Origin of the sequence: Kitasatospora sp. NPDC057512, from assembly GCF_042802135.1 — a bacterium.
Classification (GTDB): domain Bacteria; phylum Actinomycetota; class Actinomycetes; order Streptomycetales; family Streptomycetaceae; genus Kitasatospora.
The window spans coordinates 1-15606 of sequence record NZ_JBHVET010000113.1 but is presented as its reverse complement, the minus strand read 5'-3'; the positions used below and the strand labels follow the sequence as shown (position 1 = coordinate 15606).

The 15606-nt window shown below is 72.6% G+C and carries 14 protein-coding genes; 5 read left to right on the top strand and 9 right to left on the bottom strand.

The features are described from left to right. Nucleotides 1–39 precede the first annotated feature (39 nt). Nucleotides 40–1656 (bottom strand): tannase/feruloyl esterase family alpha/beta hydrolase, encoded by a 1617-nt coding sequence (locus ACFU6K_RS10780; protein WP_380662215.1) that lies wholly within the window; start codon nucleotides 1654–1656, stop codon nucleotides 40–42. 655 nt (nucleotides 1657–2311) lie between these two features. Here ACFU6K_RS10780 and abc-f point away from each other — a divergent pair. The 3 genes from abc-f (at nucleotide 2312) to ACFU6K_RS10765 (ending at nucleotide 6366) form a co-directional block, all read left to right on the top strand. Further along, nucleotides 2312–3946, top strand: a complete 1635-nt coding sequence (gene abc-f, locus ACFU6K_RS10775) for a ribosomal protection-like ABC-F family protein (RefSeq protein ID WP_380662217.1) — start codon at nucleotides 2312–2314, stop codon at nucleotides 3944–3946. An 84-nt stretch (nucleotides 3947–4030) separates the two neighbouring features. Further along, the gene (locus ACFU6K_RS10770) at nucleotides 4031–5806 is read left to right on the top strand and encodes an ABC-F family ATP-binding cassette domain-containing protein (protein WP_380662214.1); all 1776 of its coding nucleotides are present in this window, start codon (nucleotides 4031–4033) and stop codon (nucleotides 5804–5806) included. Continuing rightward, the gene (locus tag ACFU6K_RS10765) at nucleotides 5803–6366 is read left to right on the top strand and encodes a CGNR zinc finger domain-containing protein (protein ID WP_380662213.1); all 564 of its coding nucleotides are present in this window, start codon (nucleotides 5803–5805) and stop codon (nucleotides 6364–6366) included. Before ACFU6K_RS10770 ends, ACFU6K_RS10765 begins: the two co-directional genes overlap by 4 nt. Before the next feature lie 130 nt (nucleotides 6367–6496). Here ACFU6K_RS10765 and ACFU6K_RS10760 read toward each other — a convergent pair whose 3' ends face one another. Further along, the gene (locus ACFU6K_RS10760; RefSeq protein ID WP_074002423.1) at nucleotides 6497–6697 is read right to left on the bottom strand and encodes a hypothetical protein; all 201 of its coding nucleotides are present in this window, start codon (nucleotides 6695–6697) and stop codon (nucleotides 6497–6499) included. Between the two features lie 14 nt (nucleotides 6698–6711). Continuing rightward, entirely contained in the window at nucleotides 6712–7890 is a 1179-nt protein-coding gene (locus tag ACFU6K_RS10755) for a glycosyltransferase family 2 protein (RefSeq protein WP_380662212.1), read from the bottom strand. Nucleotides 7891–8332: 442 nt separating this feature from the next. Between ACFU6K_RS10755 and ACFU6K_RS10750 the strand changes: the two genes are divergently transcribed. Then, nucleotides 8333–9319 (top strand): glycoside hydrolase family 16 protein, encoded by a 987-nt coding sequence (locus ACFU6K_RS10750; RefSeq protein WP_380662211.1) that lies wholly within the window; start codon nucleotides 8333–8335, stop codon nucleotides 9317–9319. Between the two features lie 133 nt (nucleotides 9320–9452). Here ACFU6K_RS10750 and ACFU6K_RS10745 read toward each other — a convergent pair whose 3' ends face one another. The 3 genes from ACFU6K_RS10745 to rpe form a co-directional block, all read right to left on the bottom strand. Continuing rightward, nucleotides 9453–10085, bottom strand: a complete 633-nt coding sequence (locus ACFU6K_RS10745; protein ID WP_380662210.1) for a hypothetical protein — start codon at nucleotides 10083–10085, stop codon at nucleotides 9453–9455. 174 nt (nucleotides 10086–10259) lie between these two features. Then, entirely contained in the window at nucleotides 10260–11219 is a 960-nt protein-coding gene (locus ACFU6K_RS10740; protein ID WP_380662209.1) for a pirin family protein, read from the bottom strand. Between the two features lie 222 nt (nucleotides 11220–11441). Then, nucleotides 11442–12125 (bottom strand): ribulose-phosphate 3-epimerase, encoded by a 684-nt coding sequence (gene rpe / locus ACFU6K_RS10735; protein WP_380662208.1) that lies wholly within the window; start codon nucleotides 12123–12125, stop codon nucleotides 11442–11444. A gap of 351 nt (nucleotides 12126–12476) precedes the next feature. Here rpe and ACFU6K_RS10730 point away from each other — a divergent pair, with 351 nt between their 5' ends. Then, the gene (locus ACFU6K_RS10730) at nucleotides 12477–13328 is read left to right on the top strand and encodes a hypothetical protein (RefSeq protein ID WP_380662207.1); all 852 of its coding nucleotides are present in this window, start codon (nucleotides 12477–12479) and stop codon (nucleotides 13326–13328) included. Between the two features lie 133 nt (nucleotides 13329–13461). Here ACFU6K_RS10730 and ACFU6K_RS10725 read toward each other — a convergent pair whose 3' ends face one another. The 3 genes from ACFU6K_RS10725 to ACFU6K_RS10715 form a co-directional block, all read right to left on the bottom strand. Continuing rightward, a complete protein-coding gene (locus tag ACFU6K_RS10725) occupies nucleotides 13462–14136 on the bottom strand; it encodes a C39 family peptidase (protein ID WP_380662206.1) in 675 nt (224 codons plus the stop codon). A gap of 61 nt (nucleotides 14137–14197) precedes the next feature. Next, nucleotides 14198–14791 (bottom strand): DUF4188 domain-containing protein, encoded by a 594-nt coding sequence (locus tag ACFU6K_RS10720; RefSeq protein WP_380662216.1) that lies wholly within the window; start codon nucleotides 14789–14791, stop codon nucleotides 14198–14200. Nucleotides 14792–14889: 98 nt separating this feature from the next. Next, on the bottom strand, nucleotides 14890–15567 hold the full coding sequence (locus ACFU6K_RS10715; protein WP_380662205.1) for a TetR/AcrR family transcriptional regulator: 678 nt from the start codon (nucleotides 15565–15567) through the stop codon (nucleotides 14890–14892). Nucleotides 15568–15606 lie beyond the last annotated feature (39 nt).

The following is a 15606-nucleotide window of genomic DNA, read 5'->3' as shown; positions in this document are numbered from 1 at the left end:
ATCGGGCGCGGGCCGGGCCGGGGCGGGCACCGGAGGGGATCAGTGCCGGGAGGGGAGGACGCAGCGGAAGCTGGAGGCGGCGGCCGGGTCGCCGTGGCCCCGGTAGCGGGACACCTCGGGGTAGCGGCACAGGTCGCGGTCGACGCTCCGCCCGGTGGCGTCGACCAGCGTGGCGGGCAGCGTCCGCGGCGCCTTGCCCTGCTCGACCCAGGCGGTCAGGGCGGCGAGGTCGTCGGTCGTGCCGCCGCCCTTGTTGAGGCCGCAGTGGGCCGTGCCCGGGGCCAGGAAGAGGCGGTAGAAGTCGTCGACCCGCCGACCGCCGCCCATCGTCCGCTCGACCTGCCGGCGGTAGTCGACGGTGCCCTGGGCGGGGATGAACTGGTCGGCCTGGCCGTGCCAGGTCAGGAGTTTGCCGCCGGCGTCGCGGAAGGCGGACAGATCGGGGTCGTCGGTGCCGATGATCCGGCCGTACTCAGTCCGCGACTGCTCGAACAGCCGGGTGAACTGGTCGTAGGTGATCGTCGAGACGTCGAACGAGGGCTGCTTCTTCAGCCAGTTCGTGACCCAGAGCCGGGGCACCGGGAACGGCGCACCCTGCACCTGGCCGTTCGCGTCGGGCGCGGTGGTGCCGGCCAGCCCCGCCAGGTCGGCACCGACCGGGACGCCGGACCAGAGCCTGCGGCCCGACGCGGTGCGCGGACCGTCCCAGATCTTGCGGACGACGGCGGCGTCGGCGGCCGTGATGGTCAGCTCCTTCCCGTCGCAGACCACCGTGGTGCCGATCAGCCGGCGCGGGTCGAAGTCGCACCGCGACGCGTCGTTGACCAGCTTGTCCTCGACGCCGTCGAGCGGGTCGCAGGCCGCGACGGCGGCGTCGGTGAAGGCCTTGAACGCGCAGGCGGACGGGTAGGTCTTCTCGTTGTTCATGACCACCTGCGGCCACAGGGTGGCGACTTCGAACTCGTCCCAGTTGACGGCGGGCGCGTTGGCGAGGATGCCGTCGAAGTCGTCGGGGTAGCGCTGGGCCTCCATGTAGCCCTGGCGCCCGCCGGTGGAACACCCGTTGAAGTAGGAGTAGGAGGCCGGACTGCCGAAGTGCGCGGCGACGACCTGCTTGCCGACGATCGCCGCCTCGTGCTGGGAGCGGGACGCGAGGTTGTTCAGCAGCGCGCTGTCGACCTCACCCTTCGCGTCCAGCGCCCAGCCGACGTCGACGGCATCGGCGAGCCCTCCGTCGGTGGTGGTCGCGGCATAACCGTTCTTGACCGCGGTGCCCATCCCGACGCCGTTGTCCCCGGCGGCGAAGGCGCTTCCGCCGAGCGCCTGGAAGCGGCCGTTCCAACCACGGACGGGCAGCCAGGTCACCACCTTCGCATGGTCGTTGTCGCCGGGGTGGGTCAGGGTGACCGTCACCTCGCAGAAGGCGGGGACACCGGTGACCGTGCCGCCCACCACCCCGGTTCCATCGATGGTCCCGCCCTCCCGGCGGGCCGCCGTCGCGGACTCCACCGCCGTCCCGGCGGGCGCCCGCACGGCCGGCGCCGAACAGCCGGCCGGCGCGGGCACGGAGCCGTACGGGGCCTCCGCCACTGCCGCCGGCAGGTTCACCGCGGCCAGCGCCGCGCCGGTCGCGAGCACGATCAGGAATCTCTTCATGGGTGTCCGTCCAGGAAAAAGGTGGGCGTGCGCCCGGCCGCGAAGGAGCGCGTGCGGGGCGTACGGGCAGAGCTGGTCGAAGTGCAAGGTGTGTCCGGTTGAGGTGGTGACGATCCGATCGCCGACAACCGCGGACCGACGCCCCTCGGACAGTCACCGCAAGTGGCGGTGATCAGCCAAGGTTTGACTCACGCAGTCGGTGCGCAGGGGCGGCCCTCACATGTGCGCCGGTCGAGCCGCTCTCGTGTACGTCACCGGTTCAGCCGGTGACGATGCTGGCACGGTCACGCCCGACCTGTCAACGAGACGCCGAAGGGGCCCCGGCGGCACGGAAGACGTGGAAGCCGGAGCGAAAGAAGCCCCGGCAGAGGGCGGTTGCCGACCGACACCCGCCGGGCGCGCACATATCCGCTCCCGACTGTCGGCGGCGCCTGCTACAGTCGCAGCGACCTGTAGTCGTGTGATCGAGGAGTGGCAGACGTGGCGGGTGACGACGACATCTCCGGGTGAGATCCGGATCTGACGGCCACCGGCCGGTGCTTCAGGAGCGCCGCCGAGGTGGTCCGTTTCGTCGTACCCCTTTTCCGCACGTCTGCCCAGGGCAGAGGTCTACCTTCCTGCCCTCATTCCCTTCGAGGTCATCTCCATGTCCACCGTGTCCAACGCCGCTGTCGTCTGCTCGAACCTCTCCTTCGCCTGGCCCGACGACACCCCGGTCTTCCACGACCTGTCCTTCACCGTGCCCACGGGCCGGACGGGCCTGGTCGCCCCCAACGGCGCCGGCAAGAGCACCCTGCTCAAGCTGATCGCCGGCGACCTCAAGCCCGCCACCGGCTCGGTGTCGGTCACCGGACGGCTCGGATACCTCCGCCAGAGCCTGCCCTTGACCTCGGACCTCACCGTCGCCGAGGTGCTCGACGTCGCCGCGGTCATCCGGGCCATCGACGCCGTGGAGTCCGGCGACGTCGACGAGCGGCACTTCACCACCATCGGCGACGACTGGGACATCGAGGAGCGCACCCGCGCCCAGCTCGACCGCCTCGGCCTGACCGATCTCACCCTGGACCGCAGCCTGAGCACGCTCAGCGGCGGCCAGATCGTCTCGCTCGGCCTCGCCGCCCAACTACTCAAGCGCCCCGACGTGCTGCTGCTCGACGAGCCGACCAACAACCTCGACGCGGAGGCCCGGCACAAGCTCTACGACGTGCTGGGGGAATTCAACGGCTGCCTGCTGCTGGTCAGCCACGACCGCGCGCTGCTCGACCGGATGCAGCACATCGCCGAACTCGGCAACGGTGAACTGCGCTTCTACGGAGGCGACTTCACCGCCTACGAAGAGGCCGTCCGGGCCGAGCAGGAGGTCGCCGAGAAGAACGTCCGCAACGCCGAGCAGGAGCTGAAGCGGGAGAAGCGGGAGATGCAGCAGGCCCGCGAACGCGCCGAGCGCCGCCAGAGCAACGCCGCCCGCAACCTCAAGAACGCCGGCCTGCCGCGCATCTTCGCCGGGAACATGAAGCGCGGCGCCCAGGAGTCCGCGGGCCGGTCCGGCCAGATGCACGCGGCCCGGGTCGGCGAGGCCAAGGCCCGGCTGGACGAGGCCGGGCGCGCCCTGCGCGAGGAGCAGCGGCTCTCGCTGGAGCTGCCCGACACCCAGGTGCCCGCCGGGCGCAACCTCTTCCTCGGCGAGGGCCTGCAGGTCCGCCACGCCGGCCGCCCGGTGTTCGCCGACGGCGGCGTCGACCTGAGCGTCCGCGGCCCCGAACGCATCGCGCTGACCGGCCCCAACGGCGCGGGCAAGAGCACCCTGCTGCGCCTGGTCACCGGCGAACTCGCCCCGGACAGCGGGGAGATCAAGCGCAACGACGGGCGGATCGCCTACCTCTCGCAGCGCCTGGACCTGCTGGACCTCGACCGCACCGTCGCGGAGAACTTCGCCGCGTTCGCCCCCGAGCGGCCCGAGACGGAGCGGATGAACCTGCTCGCCCGCTTCCTGTTCCGCGGCGCCCGGGCCCATCTGCCGGTCGGGGTGCTCTCCGGCGGCGAGCGGCTGCGCGCCACCCTGGCCTGCGTGCTGTGCGCGGAGCCGGCCCCGCAGCTGCTGCTGCTCGACGAGCCGACCAACAACCTCGACCTGGTCAGCGCCGGGCAGTTGGAGAGCGCCCTGAACTCGTACCAGGGCGCCTTCCTGGTGGTCAGTCACGACGAGCGCTTCCTCGCCGAGATCGGCGTGAACCGCTGGCTCCGGCTGGCCGACGGCACGCTGAAGGAGACGGGGGCGCCCGCGGTGTGAACCGCCGCCGTGTGACGCGGCCCGCCGAGGCTCGGTGCCCGGCGGGCCCTCCCCCCTCACATCGGAAGGTTCCCCGTGTTCCCCATGCCCCCCGCGTTCCAGAGCGCCCTGCTCGCCCATGACCTCGTCCGCGTCCTCGGCGGCCGTCGCGTCCTCGACGGCGTCGGCCTGACCGCCGCCCCCGGCCACCGGATCGGCCTGATCGGGGAGAACGGCGCCGGCAAGTCCACCCTGCTGCGGGTGCTCGCCGGCGTGGACGAACCCGACGCGGGAAGCGTCTCCCGCCCCGAGGACCTCGGCTTCCTGCACCAGGAGATGCCCTTCGATCCCGCCGCGACCGTCGCCGCCGTCCTGGACGACGCACTGCGCGAGGCCCGCGAGGACCTCGCGGAACTGGACCGGCTCGGTGCGGAGATCGCCCGGGCCCCGGAGTCCGCCCCCGGCCACGCGGAACTCCTGGACGCCTACGGCAGACGGCTGGAGCTGGCCCGGTACCGGGAGTCCTGGGACGCCGACCGCCGTGCCGCCCTGGTCCTCGACGGGCTGGGCCTCGGCGCACCGGCCCTCGGCGCGCTCGGTCACGACCGCACGCTCGGCTCGCTGTCCGGCGGGCAGCGCGGCCGGCTGGCCCTCGCGGCGCTGCTGGTCCGGCGGCCGTCCGCGCTGCTGCTGGACGAGCCGACCAACCACCTCGACGACGACGCCGCCGCCTTCCTGGAGGAGCAGGTCCGCGCGCTGCCCGGCACCGTGGTCGTCGCCGCCCACGACCGGGCGTTCCTCGACGCCGTCTGCACCCACCTGATCGACCTCGACCCGGCGGTGGACGGACCGGTCCGCCACGGCGGCAACTACAGCGCATACCTGGGCGAGCGGCGCGCCGAGCGGGAGCGCTGGGAGCGGCGGTACGCCGAGGAGCAGCAGGAGTTGGCGCAGCTGCGCCACGCGGCGGGCGTGACGGCGCACCTGGTCGCACCGGACCGGGGGCCGCGCGACAACGAGAAGATGGGCTACGGCCACCGGGCCGGCCGGGTGCAGAACCAGGTCTCCCGACGGGTCCGCAACGCCGCCCGCCGACTGGAGGAGCTGGAGCGCGCGCAGGTCCCCGAGCCGCCGCGCCCGCTGCGGTTCGCCGTCGAGTCCCTGGCGGCGGACGCCGATTCCCCGGCCGCCGACGACCCGGCCGCCGACGCGCCGGCCGCCGATTCCCCGGCCGCCGACGCGTTGGCCAACGCCGGTGAGGGCCAACAACCCCTTCTGTCGCTCCGGGACCTCCGGGTGCCCGGCCGGCTCGCGCTCGAAAGCCTGCACGTCGCCCCGGACGACCGGCTGCTGGTCACGGGCGGCAACGGGACGGGCAAGTCCACGCTGCTCGCCGTGCTCGCCGGCCGCCTCGCGGCCGAGGGCACCGTGCACCGGCACCCCGGACTGACGGTCGGACTGCTCACCCAGGACACCGTGTTCGACCGGCCCGACCGCACCGTCCGCGACACCTACGAGCTGGCGCTGGGCGCGGCGCGCGCCGAGCGGGTGCCGCTGGGATCGCTCGGCCTGCTGCACGCGGCGGACCTGGACAAGCCCGTCGGCCGGCTGTCCGTCGGGCAGCGCCGACGGCTCGCACTGGCGCTCCTGGTGGCCGAGCCGCCCCGGCTGCTGCTGCTCGACGAACCCACCAACCACCTCTCCCCGCGCCTCTGCGACGAACTGGAGGAGGCCCTCGGCACCGGTCCCGGCGCGATCGTCCTGGCGAGCCACGACCGCTGGCTGCGCCGACGCTGGCAGGGCCGCGAGCTGCGGCTCGGTCCGGCGGGCGCCGCCCCTCATTGCCCCCCGACACGGTCACCTGCCAGCATGGTGATGTGAACCTTGACCATGTCTTCGTCTGCGGGCACCCCGCCCTGGACTTCGCCGCTACGCTCCGTGCACGGCGCACGGTCCGGTTCGAGATGTTCGTGACGCCGGAGCGCCTGAACGCCTGGTACCTGGACTCCGGCCTGGTGGACACCATCACGCCCGGTGACGAGCAGGACGTCCGCGAGGCGACGACCGTCCGCGAGGCCGTCTACCGGCTGGTCACCAACCGCCGGCTCGGCGAGGCCTTCGACCGCGAGGCGCTCGCCGTGCTCAACGGCGCCGCGCGCAAGCCGCCCGTGACACCGCAGCTCACCCTGACCGGACGGCACAACGAGGCGACCCCCGAGCAGGCGCTGGCGACCGTCGCGCGCCAGGCGGTCGAACTCCTCAGCGGCCCGGACGTCCCCCTGCTGAAGGAGTGCGGCAACCCGGAGTGCACCCGGATCTACATCGACCGCTCCCGGGGCATGCGCCGCCAGTGGTGCGGCATGGACTCCTGCGGCAACAAGATCAAGGCCGCCGCCTACCGCGCCCGGAAGAAGACCCCGTCCGCCACGGCCGCCCGATAGCCCCGCCGACACCCTGCCGAACCCCGTCGGCCACGGCCCCGCAGCACGGGTCCGTGGCCGTTCGGCGTCGGACGCGTCGGCGGGAGGGGTGCCGTCGGATCCCTCGGCTCCGTCGGGCCGGTCAGACCCCTCAGGCCCGGCGGCGGCCGCCGCCGGCGAGTCGGCGGTCCCGGCGGCTGCGGCGCACGGACGCCCCGAAGGTGACGATGGAGATGCTGATGATGGTGACGCTGACGACCAGCAGGACGAGGTCGGCGTTGGGCACCTGGGTCATGGCGACGGTGACGGCCGCCAGGAGGATGCAGACGCCCAGGCCTTTGAAGACGTTCATGGTGTTCTTTCGGGCTACTTCCACGCGGAGACGCGTGTCATGTACGACTTGATGACGGAGGAGACGAGCCAGTAGGTGCGGACCACCGTGAAGACGAGTTCCGGTATCAGCAGGGCCTCGACGATCATGGCCTTGGGGCCGAGCTTGCGGACCCGGAGCGCCGGATAGAGGACCCAGAAGCCGATCATCGCCCAGAACAGCGGCGCGTGGCTGACGCCGAACCGCGCCATGGCGGCCACCTGCTTGGTGCCCCAGCCGAGGATGTAGGCGGACGCGATGAGCCCCATGATCAGGGTGCTGATCGAGTGCCAGGTGAACTTCGTCCAGCCGCGGGCGCGCAGGGTGTCGACCGTGCCCCGGGACCAGCGTTCGCGCTGCTGGATCAGCTCGCGCAGCGTCGGCATCAGGTCGGTGTAGGCGATGCACAGCTCGTTGGCGGTGACCTTCCAGCCGGACTCCTTGAGCGCCAGCGTGGTCTCGTAGTCCTCGACGAGGTTGCGGTGGTCCTCCCAGAAGACCTCGCCGCGCCAGTCGATGAGGGTCTGCAGCGCCTCGGCCCGGTAGAAGCTGCCGGCCCCGGACATGGTGTGCACGTCGGCGCGGTAGCGGGCGCTGGCCGCCCGGCCGTACTCGATGATCTGCATGCCGAGCAGGTACCGCTGCCAGGGGTTGCGCCACAGGCCGGTGCGGCCGAGGCAGGAGGCGCTGACGCCGCCGAGCTCGGGGTCGGAGGAGATGACGTTGCGGGCCCGTTCGATGAACCGGTGGTGCAGTTCGGTGTCGGCGTCCATCACCAGGACGTGGCGCACCGCGCCGGTGAGCCGTCCACCGACCGCCTCCCGCAGCCACTCCAGCCCGTGGTTGAGGGCGCCCGCCTTCTTGTGCGGGTTGTTGTCCAGGTTGAGAACGACGGTCGGCGGGGTGCGCTCGTCGTCCGCGAACTGCTGGGCGAACTCCCGTGTGCGGTCGGTGGAGTTGTTGACGACCACGATGATGAGGTCGGGGCGCCGACTCTGCTTGGCCAGGGAGTCCAGCGAGGTGAGGACGCCGACCTCCTCGTTCCGGGCGGGGACGAGGATCACGGTGTCGTAGAGGGCGGTGCCGGCCGCGGGGGCCACCCGACCCCGACGGTGCCGGCTGCGCGAGGACCGTGCCTCCTCGATGGGCGCGCTGGGCGCGGCGGTACCTGACACGGTACGAACTCCCCCGTTTTTGACGGCGCGGTGATCAACGCCGCTCACTCTGTGTACATCCTGTGATGGTCCGGGAGAGGATATCGCCCCAAAATGTAGACGGTTCAACGGCCAGGCGTGACCCGCGCCATCGATGGAAACGCAGCGCCACCATGCGCTCCCCCACCGTGATACCGGCTGCTCAGGAGCCCAACTAAAGGACTCCAAATCGGACAGATCACTCCCCTTGTTAACGTCCGCGAACGTGGCCGACAACACATATCCATTCCTTCCCCCACCCATCTCAGGGAGGCGTTAATCCCGATCCGACCTCGTTCAATCGCCTCAAAAAGAGGAGTCAAAGGCATGGATAAGATGAGCCCGAATTGATCGATCCGATGCGAAGCGTGTACGCACTGACGCCTTCCGCATCCCCCTGTGCATCCCCGTCGGAGGAGCAGTCGTGACCCGTCCCACCCCGCACGCCCGCACGCGGGCCGCACTCGGGACCGCCCTCCCCCTGGTCATGCTCGCCGTCGGCGCGGGCGCCTGCGCGTCCGACGGCGAGCCGTCCGGACCGGCGGCCGCCCACGGAGCGGAGAAGCAGCAGGCCCCTGCCGCGGCTCCCAGCCCCACGCCCACCGCCCCGCCCGGCCCGCCCGGCGTCCTGTTCGACGCCTTCCACTACACCGGAGCCGAGGACCCGGCCCTGGCCTCGCACGGCTGGACCGTCCGCACCGACGGCGGCGGCCCCGGCATCCGCGACACCTGGTCCAAGGAAGGCCTCTCCTTCCCCACCGTCACCGACGCCCAGAGCGGCCAGGCCATGCGGCTGCGCGTCACCACCGACGGCACCCCCAAGGGAACCAAGCAGGTCGAGGTCGGACGCACGGCGGGCGAGTCCCTCAACGGCACCGTCGCCGCCCGGGTCTTCTTCAGCGACAAGCCCGCCGACGGCCGCGACGGCGACCACATCATCCAGACCGTCTACGCGATCTCGCCGGACCACAACTCGAAGAAGTACAGCGAGTTGGACTTCGAGTACATGCCCAACGGCGGCTGGGGCGCACCCGGCCCCCGGCTCGACACCACCAGCTGGCGCAGCGCCGCCCAGAACGACCGGGACACCCTCGCCACGAACAAGAGCCTCGCCGGCTGGCACACCCTGATGCTCACCGCCGACGCCGGGAAGGTCACCTACTCCGTCGACGGCAAGACCCTCTACAGCAGCGGCGCCAAGTCCTACCCGCGCGAGCCCCTGAGCATCCGGTTCAGCTCCTGGCTGATCGACCTCCCCACGACGGTCACCGGCACCCGGGACTGGGACATGAACGTCAACTGGCTCTACTACCAGGCCGACAAGAAGGTCCCCCTCGCCGAGGTCGAGAAGGCCGTCGGCGGCTTCTACGCCGCCAACACCACCTTCGTGAACACCCTTCCCAAGAACTGACCCCCTGCCCGGAATCCCCGACCGACAGAAGACAAAGGCCGGGCACGCCACGCGGCCGACCCGACGAAGGGCATAGGAGCCTTGACCCGGAACGCCACGGAAGCGTCAACGACTCCGGTGGAACTCCGTGAGGTTACGGCGTTTCGCCGCTCGGAGATCCGTAGTTGGCGGTCAGAGCCGCCGCGAAGGCGTCCGGGATGCCATGGAGCCAAAAGGCCATCGAGACATACGACTCCAGTGCGCCCGACACCTCGAGGAAGGGTCCGAACCGCTCGCGCCATTCGTTCCGCGTGGCCGCATCCGGAAAGCCCCGGAAAACCGCGACCTCGGGATCCCTCTCACCCCAGCACCCCCACCGTCCGGAAGGTCCGGTCACCGCGATGACCCTGGCGGAAACCGCGATCGACTCCGCGAAATCGTCGTCCGACGTAAAACCGATCCTCTCCCAGTAGTCGTCCATGCCCGCGTCGACGGACAACGACACCGCCGGGTACGTCCGGCACTCCGGAAGGTAGAACTCGTCGGCACCGGGCCTGAGCACCAACAGCTCGATGCGGTCGTCGCCGTGCCACCGGGCCATCGCGCAGAGCGCGGGCCAGAATTCCCGGGTGAGGACCGCGTCGAACTCGCAGAACAGCGAATCCCCCGCGCTGCCCCGGAAAACCTGGCCGGGCAGCCTGGCGTCGAGGTCGAAGACGGACGCACTGCGGGAGCGGACATCGAGGTAGGCCTCGCGATCAACCGTGACCGCGTCTTCTCTCGCCACCGGTACCCCCCAATCTGATCTCGATATCGGCATTCCTGGATCCCGCATTGTAGTAGTCGGCCGCCCACTCCGAGGCTGCCCGCCCTCGACCGAAGGAGATCAGCCCCCCTCCGGCGCCGTCCCCCGTCAATCCCGCCGCACAGGGCGTCCTCGTCGACCACGTGAACCGCCGGGTCAGCGCACCCGTCCACGCGACTTCAACGGAATCGCAGGAAGCTCCGGGGCGGGCAGCCGGGCGCCGGCGTAGCCGTGGACCTCGCCGAAGCGGGTGCCGGTCGTCCAGTCGGCGCGGGCCTGGGCGATGTCGTCGGTGGTGCGGCCGATGAAGTTCCACCACATGACGATCTTCTCGTCGAAGGGCTCGCCGCCGAGGAGGAGGACGGCGGCGTCGGCGGCGGTGCGGAGGGGGAGGTCGGGGCGGCCGCAGCCGAGGTAGAGCATGGAGCCGGGTTCGACCGGGACGCCGTCGACGTCGACGCGGCCGGACATGGCGAGGACGGCGTACTCGAAGTCGGGGACGAGCGGGAGGCGGAGGTCCGCGCCGCCGGTGAGGGCGAGGTCGGCGCCGACCAGCGGGGTGTGGGTGGTGCCGGGTGAGGTGGCGGTGTCGAGGGTGCCGAGGATGACGGTGGCGCGCAGACCCGGGGCGGTGACCACGGGCAGGTCGGGGTGGTGCTCGAAGGCGGGGGCGAGGTGCCGGCCGGCTTCCGGGAGGGCGACCCAGAGCTGGGCGCCGTGCAGGTAGCGGGCGTGCGGGCGGGGGGACTCCTCGGAGTGCGAGATCGCCCGGCCGGAGGTCATCAGGCCCAGTTCGTACGGCCGGATGGTCTGGAGGCTGCCCAGGCTGTCGCGGTGCAGCACCTCGCCCTGGTGGAGCCAGCTGACCGTCTGGAGGCCCATGTGCGGGTGCGGCGGGACCTGCATGCCGGGCTCGTCGGCGATGTCGTCGGGGCCGTAGTGGTCGACGAAGCACCAGGCTCCGACCATCCGGCGGCCGAGGTTGGGCAGCAGGCGGCGGACCACCGTGCCGGCGCCGAGCGGGAATTGACGGGCCGTCAGCAGGTCCTTCGCCGGGCCGGTGCCGGCCTCGCGGCCGCAGCTGGTCGGGGCCGGCTTGAGGTCGAGGTTGCTCATCGCGGTACCACCACCGTACGGAGAGGGGCCGGGTGGGGTCCTCGGCTCCTCGGAGGACACCGTCACCGATCATCCGCCACGGTGCGGGGTTCCTCCACCCGGGCCCGGCCATCCGGCGGCGCCGTCACCGGCGACGGGCCGACGGACCGGCGAGGCGGCGGGCCGGTAGGCCTTGGCGAGCCGACAGCCCGCCCGGCCGCCCGGCCGCCGCCCCCGGAGTCCTCAGTGCCCGCAGGCCCACCAGGCGTCGGCCGCCGCCTTGTCGGCGAGCCCCCGCAGGTTGCGGACCGCCTCGGCCGGGTCCTCGGCCCCGTACACCGCCGAGCCGGCCACGAACACGTCCGCGCCGGCCTCCGCGCAGCGCTCGATGGTGCCGGCCGCGACGCCGCCGTCCACCTGGAGCCACAGTTCCAGGTCGTGCTTGGCGATCAGCTCCCGGGTGCGGCGGATCTTCGGCAGCATGATGTCCAGGAAGGCCTGACCGCCGAAGCCGGGCTCGACGGTCATGATCAGCACCATGTCGAGCTCGGGCAGCAGGTCCTCGTACGGCTCGATCGGAGTGCCGGGCTTGAGCGCCATCGAGGCGCGGGCGCCCTTGGCGCGGATCTCGCGGGCGAGCCGGACGGGCGCGGCGGCGGCCTCGACGTGGAAGGTGACCGAGCCGGCGCCGGCCTCGACGTACTGCGGGGCCCAGCGGTCCGGGTCCTCGATCATCAGGTGGAGGTCGAGCGGGATGTCGGTGGCGCGGGCGAGCGACTCGACCACCGGGACGCCGAGGGTCAGGTTGGGCACGAAGTGGTTGTCCATGACGTCCACGTGCAGCCAGTCGGAACCCCGGACGGCCTCGGCCTCGTCGGCGAGCCGGGCGAAGTCCGCGGACAGGATGCTGGGGTTGATCTGGGCCATGACCGACTACCTTCGTACGAGGGCTTGCGAGGGCTCGGCGCCCCCGGAGCGGGCACCTCATCCCATCATCCCGCGCCGTACCGCCGCCGACCGCACGGCGTCGCCTCCGCGTGACCGTCATCACACCCCCTCCGGGGTTACCGGGGCCTTCCCCGTGGTCATCAGCCCTTGTACGGTCCACGCACCCGCCGCGTGAACGGTCCCCACGTGAACGGTGCCCACGTGAACGGTCGACACGTGGACGGTCCGCACGACCGGGTCCGCACTCCCGCCGCGGCTCCCGCCGGGCCGTCGTCCCGACCAGCCGAGCGCCCCGGTCCGCCCGGGGCTCCGTCCGAGGAAGGTCCCTTGATGACCGATCTCGTCCACCCCGCCCGCGCGTTGTGGTGGCTCTTCGAGCCGGTGCACGCCGTCACCTACTTCCTGCCCGAGGGCCGCGCCGCCTTCGAGGAGGCCGGTCTGCGCGGCCGCCTGCACGGCTACTTCGCCACCCGCGCGGCCCCGCTCGGCGCGGTGGACGCCCCGCCGGTCACCGCCGCGTTCTTCAACTTCGCCCCGGCGATGGTCGAGCGGGCCCTGCCGGAGGTCTGGAACCACGCGAGCCCGGAGGAGGCGCTGGCCGTTCGGCTGAAGGCCTCGGCGACGATCCTGGGCCGGCTGCTGGAGCACGTGGACAAGAACCAGGTCGAGCTGGTCGCCGAGACCCTGGAGCAGGCCGCCACCCGGCTGGACTGCGCCGGCCGGGTGCTGGCCGCCGCCAACGCCGCGCTCCCCCGCCCGAGCGGCCTGTACGAGCGGCTCTGGCAGGCCGCCACCGTGATGCGCGAGCACCGCGGCGACGGCCACGTGGCCGCCCTGGTGGCGGCCGGGCTGGACGGCTGCGAGGCGCTGGTGGTCCGCTGCGCGATGGACATGCGGCGCGAGATGATCCAGCCGCTGCGCGGGTGGACGGACGCCGAGTGGGAGGCGGCCGCCGAGCGGCTGGTCGAGCGCGGCTGGCTGACCGCCGAGGGGACGGTCACCGAGCTCGGCCGGATCCGCCACCAGACCCTGGAGGCCGCCACCGACCTGGCCGCCGCCCGGGTCTGGGACGACTACCCGCGCGCCGAACTCGACCGGCTGGCCGCGGCGTTGAAGCCGATCTCGGCGCTCTGTCGCAGCGAGCTGCCGATCAACCCGATGGGGCTGCCGGACAACCAGTGACGGCCGGCCCGCCCGGTCCGCGACGCCGGGACGAGGACGCCGCCGGGGCCCGTCCACGGTCTCGGGGCGAGGACGCCGTCACGGCCCGTCCGCGTCCTCGGGACGAGAGCGGCGTCACGGCCCGTCCGCGTCCTCAGGGCGCGAGCGCGCCGGGCAGGCCGAGCACGATCGCCCGCCCGGCGTAGAACCGCCCGAACGACCGCCACGGCACGCGCGCGAAGGCCTGCGACTCCCCCGGGAACCCGGAGGGGTTGTGGACCAGCAGCGCCGTGTCCGTGGCGCCCACCGCCAGCACCAGGTGCCCGCCGCGCCGCACCGGCTCCGGCCCGTACGGCTCCCGGATCGACGGGTGCACCGAGACCATCACCAGTCGACCGCCGACCACCTCGGCCGACACCTCCTCGGGCGTCAACTCCCGGGCCCGCGCGGCCAGTCCCCAGCGCCGCTCGACGTACCCGGCGAACGGCGCGTGGATCAGCCCGCGCAGGCCGTCGCCGTCCCGCAGGTACGCGCCGGCCGCCAGGCACTCCTCCGCGAGCGCCATCGCCGCCGGGTTCACGCCCCACCAGTGCGCCAGTGCCATCCGCAGGCAGGCCACCCCGCACAGCCGCCAGGACCACCACGCGTACTCCTCCGCGGTGGCCGCGCCGGACTGCCCCCAGCGCGGGTCGGCGGACGCGTCCAGCCGCCCGTCGACGATCTCCCGCACCAGCTCCGCCGACTCCCACTGCGCGCGGTACGGCACCTCGTGCACCACCCGTACCGGCCGCGCCGGCGCCTCCGGCCGCGCGTCGCCCCGATCCACCATCCCCCGACGCTCTCACGGCCCGGCGGCCGGGCGGCTCGCGACACTCCCCGCGCGGCCGCACTCAGGCGCCGGGCCCCGCCTCGACCCGGACAGCGGACTCCCCCGCCCCGCCGGACACCGAATCCGGCTCCGGCTCCGGCTCCGGCTCCGGCTCCGGCTCCGGCTCCCGGTAGGCCAGCCGCTGCGACGCGCGCCGGCCGCGCGCCTCCACCGGCAGCGAGCCGGTGGCGCCGGCCAGGCCGAACGGCGGCATGTCGAAGTAGATCGACTCGTACCCGCCCTGCGGCACGATGTACGTCTCGTGCCAGAGTCCGACGTGCCCGCGCGCCTTGCCCTGCCGCAGCTTGCGGTTGACGATGCCCCACGCGGTGTGGTGGAAGCCGTCCGGCGCGCTCGCGTAGCCGTACAGCTTCTCCTTCGACTCCCAGTACTGGACGACGTAGTAGGTGCGCGGCGAGGCGGTCAGCAGGATGCGGCCGAGCAGGCCGCGCTCGGGGGCGCGGCGCAGCTCGTGGAGCATCCGGAACATCGAGAACATCACCGGGCCCCAGTGGTGCACGGCCCAGAACCGGTTGATCCGCATGCCGATCAGCAGCACCACGGTGTCGCCGGTGGCGGCGGCCGTGGTGTAGCCCGGCTGCGGCTTGGCGAACAAGGACATCTCTCTGCCTCCCGTGCTGCCCGTGCTGATGTAATCGGTGATTACATCAGCGCGGAATGGCTCGGTCAAGGCTCGTCGAGCGCACAATTCGGTTACGGCGACGGGCGGTTGGCGATCCCCTGGCCGAAGGTGTCGATCACCTGGCAGGCCAGCTCCTCCGCAGCCGCGGCCGGCAGGTAGCCGTCCAGGATCATCTGCGCCAGCCCGTACACCAGCGCCTGCCCGGCCAGCCCGACCAGCGCCGGGTCCCCGGGGCGCAGCAGGCCCGCCTCCTGGTCCGCGACGATCAGGTCCGTGAACGCCCGGTCGATGCCGTCCAGCCGCTCGCTCAGCGCGGGGTCCCGCGAGGCGGCGAACACCCGCGAGCGCACCAGCTCGAACCGCTGCGGATGGCGCAGCACGTACCGGACGACCCCCAGCCCGATCGCTCGCATCACCGACCTGCCGTCCGGCCCGGCGGACGCCACCTGGGCCTCCTGCCACCGCACGAAGTCCGCCAGCACCCGGTCCGCGAGCGCCGTCAACAGTGCCTGCCGGTCGGCGAAGTGACGGAACGGTGCCCCCGCCGAGACCCCGGCCCGGCGCGCCACCTCCCGCACGCTGAGCTTCTCCTGCCCCTGCTCGTCCAGCACCTCGAACGCCGCCGCCACCAGCGCCTCCGGCAGCGCCCCGTGGTGGTACGCCCCCCGGCCCCCGCCCCCGCCCCGGCCCCGCGCCTGCTCCGGCTCCGGCTCCCGTTCCTGCTCCGACCCCTGCTCCCGCTCCCTCATGCCTGCCTTGCTACCACAGCCGCGCCCCCGGCCAGGCCG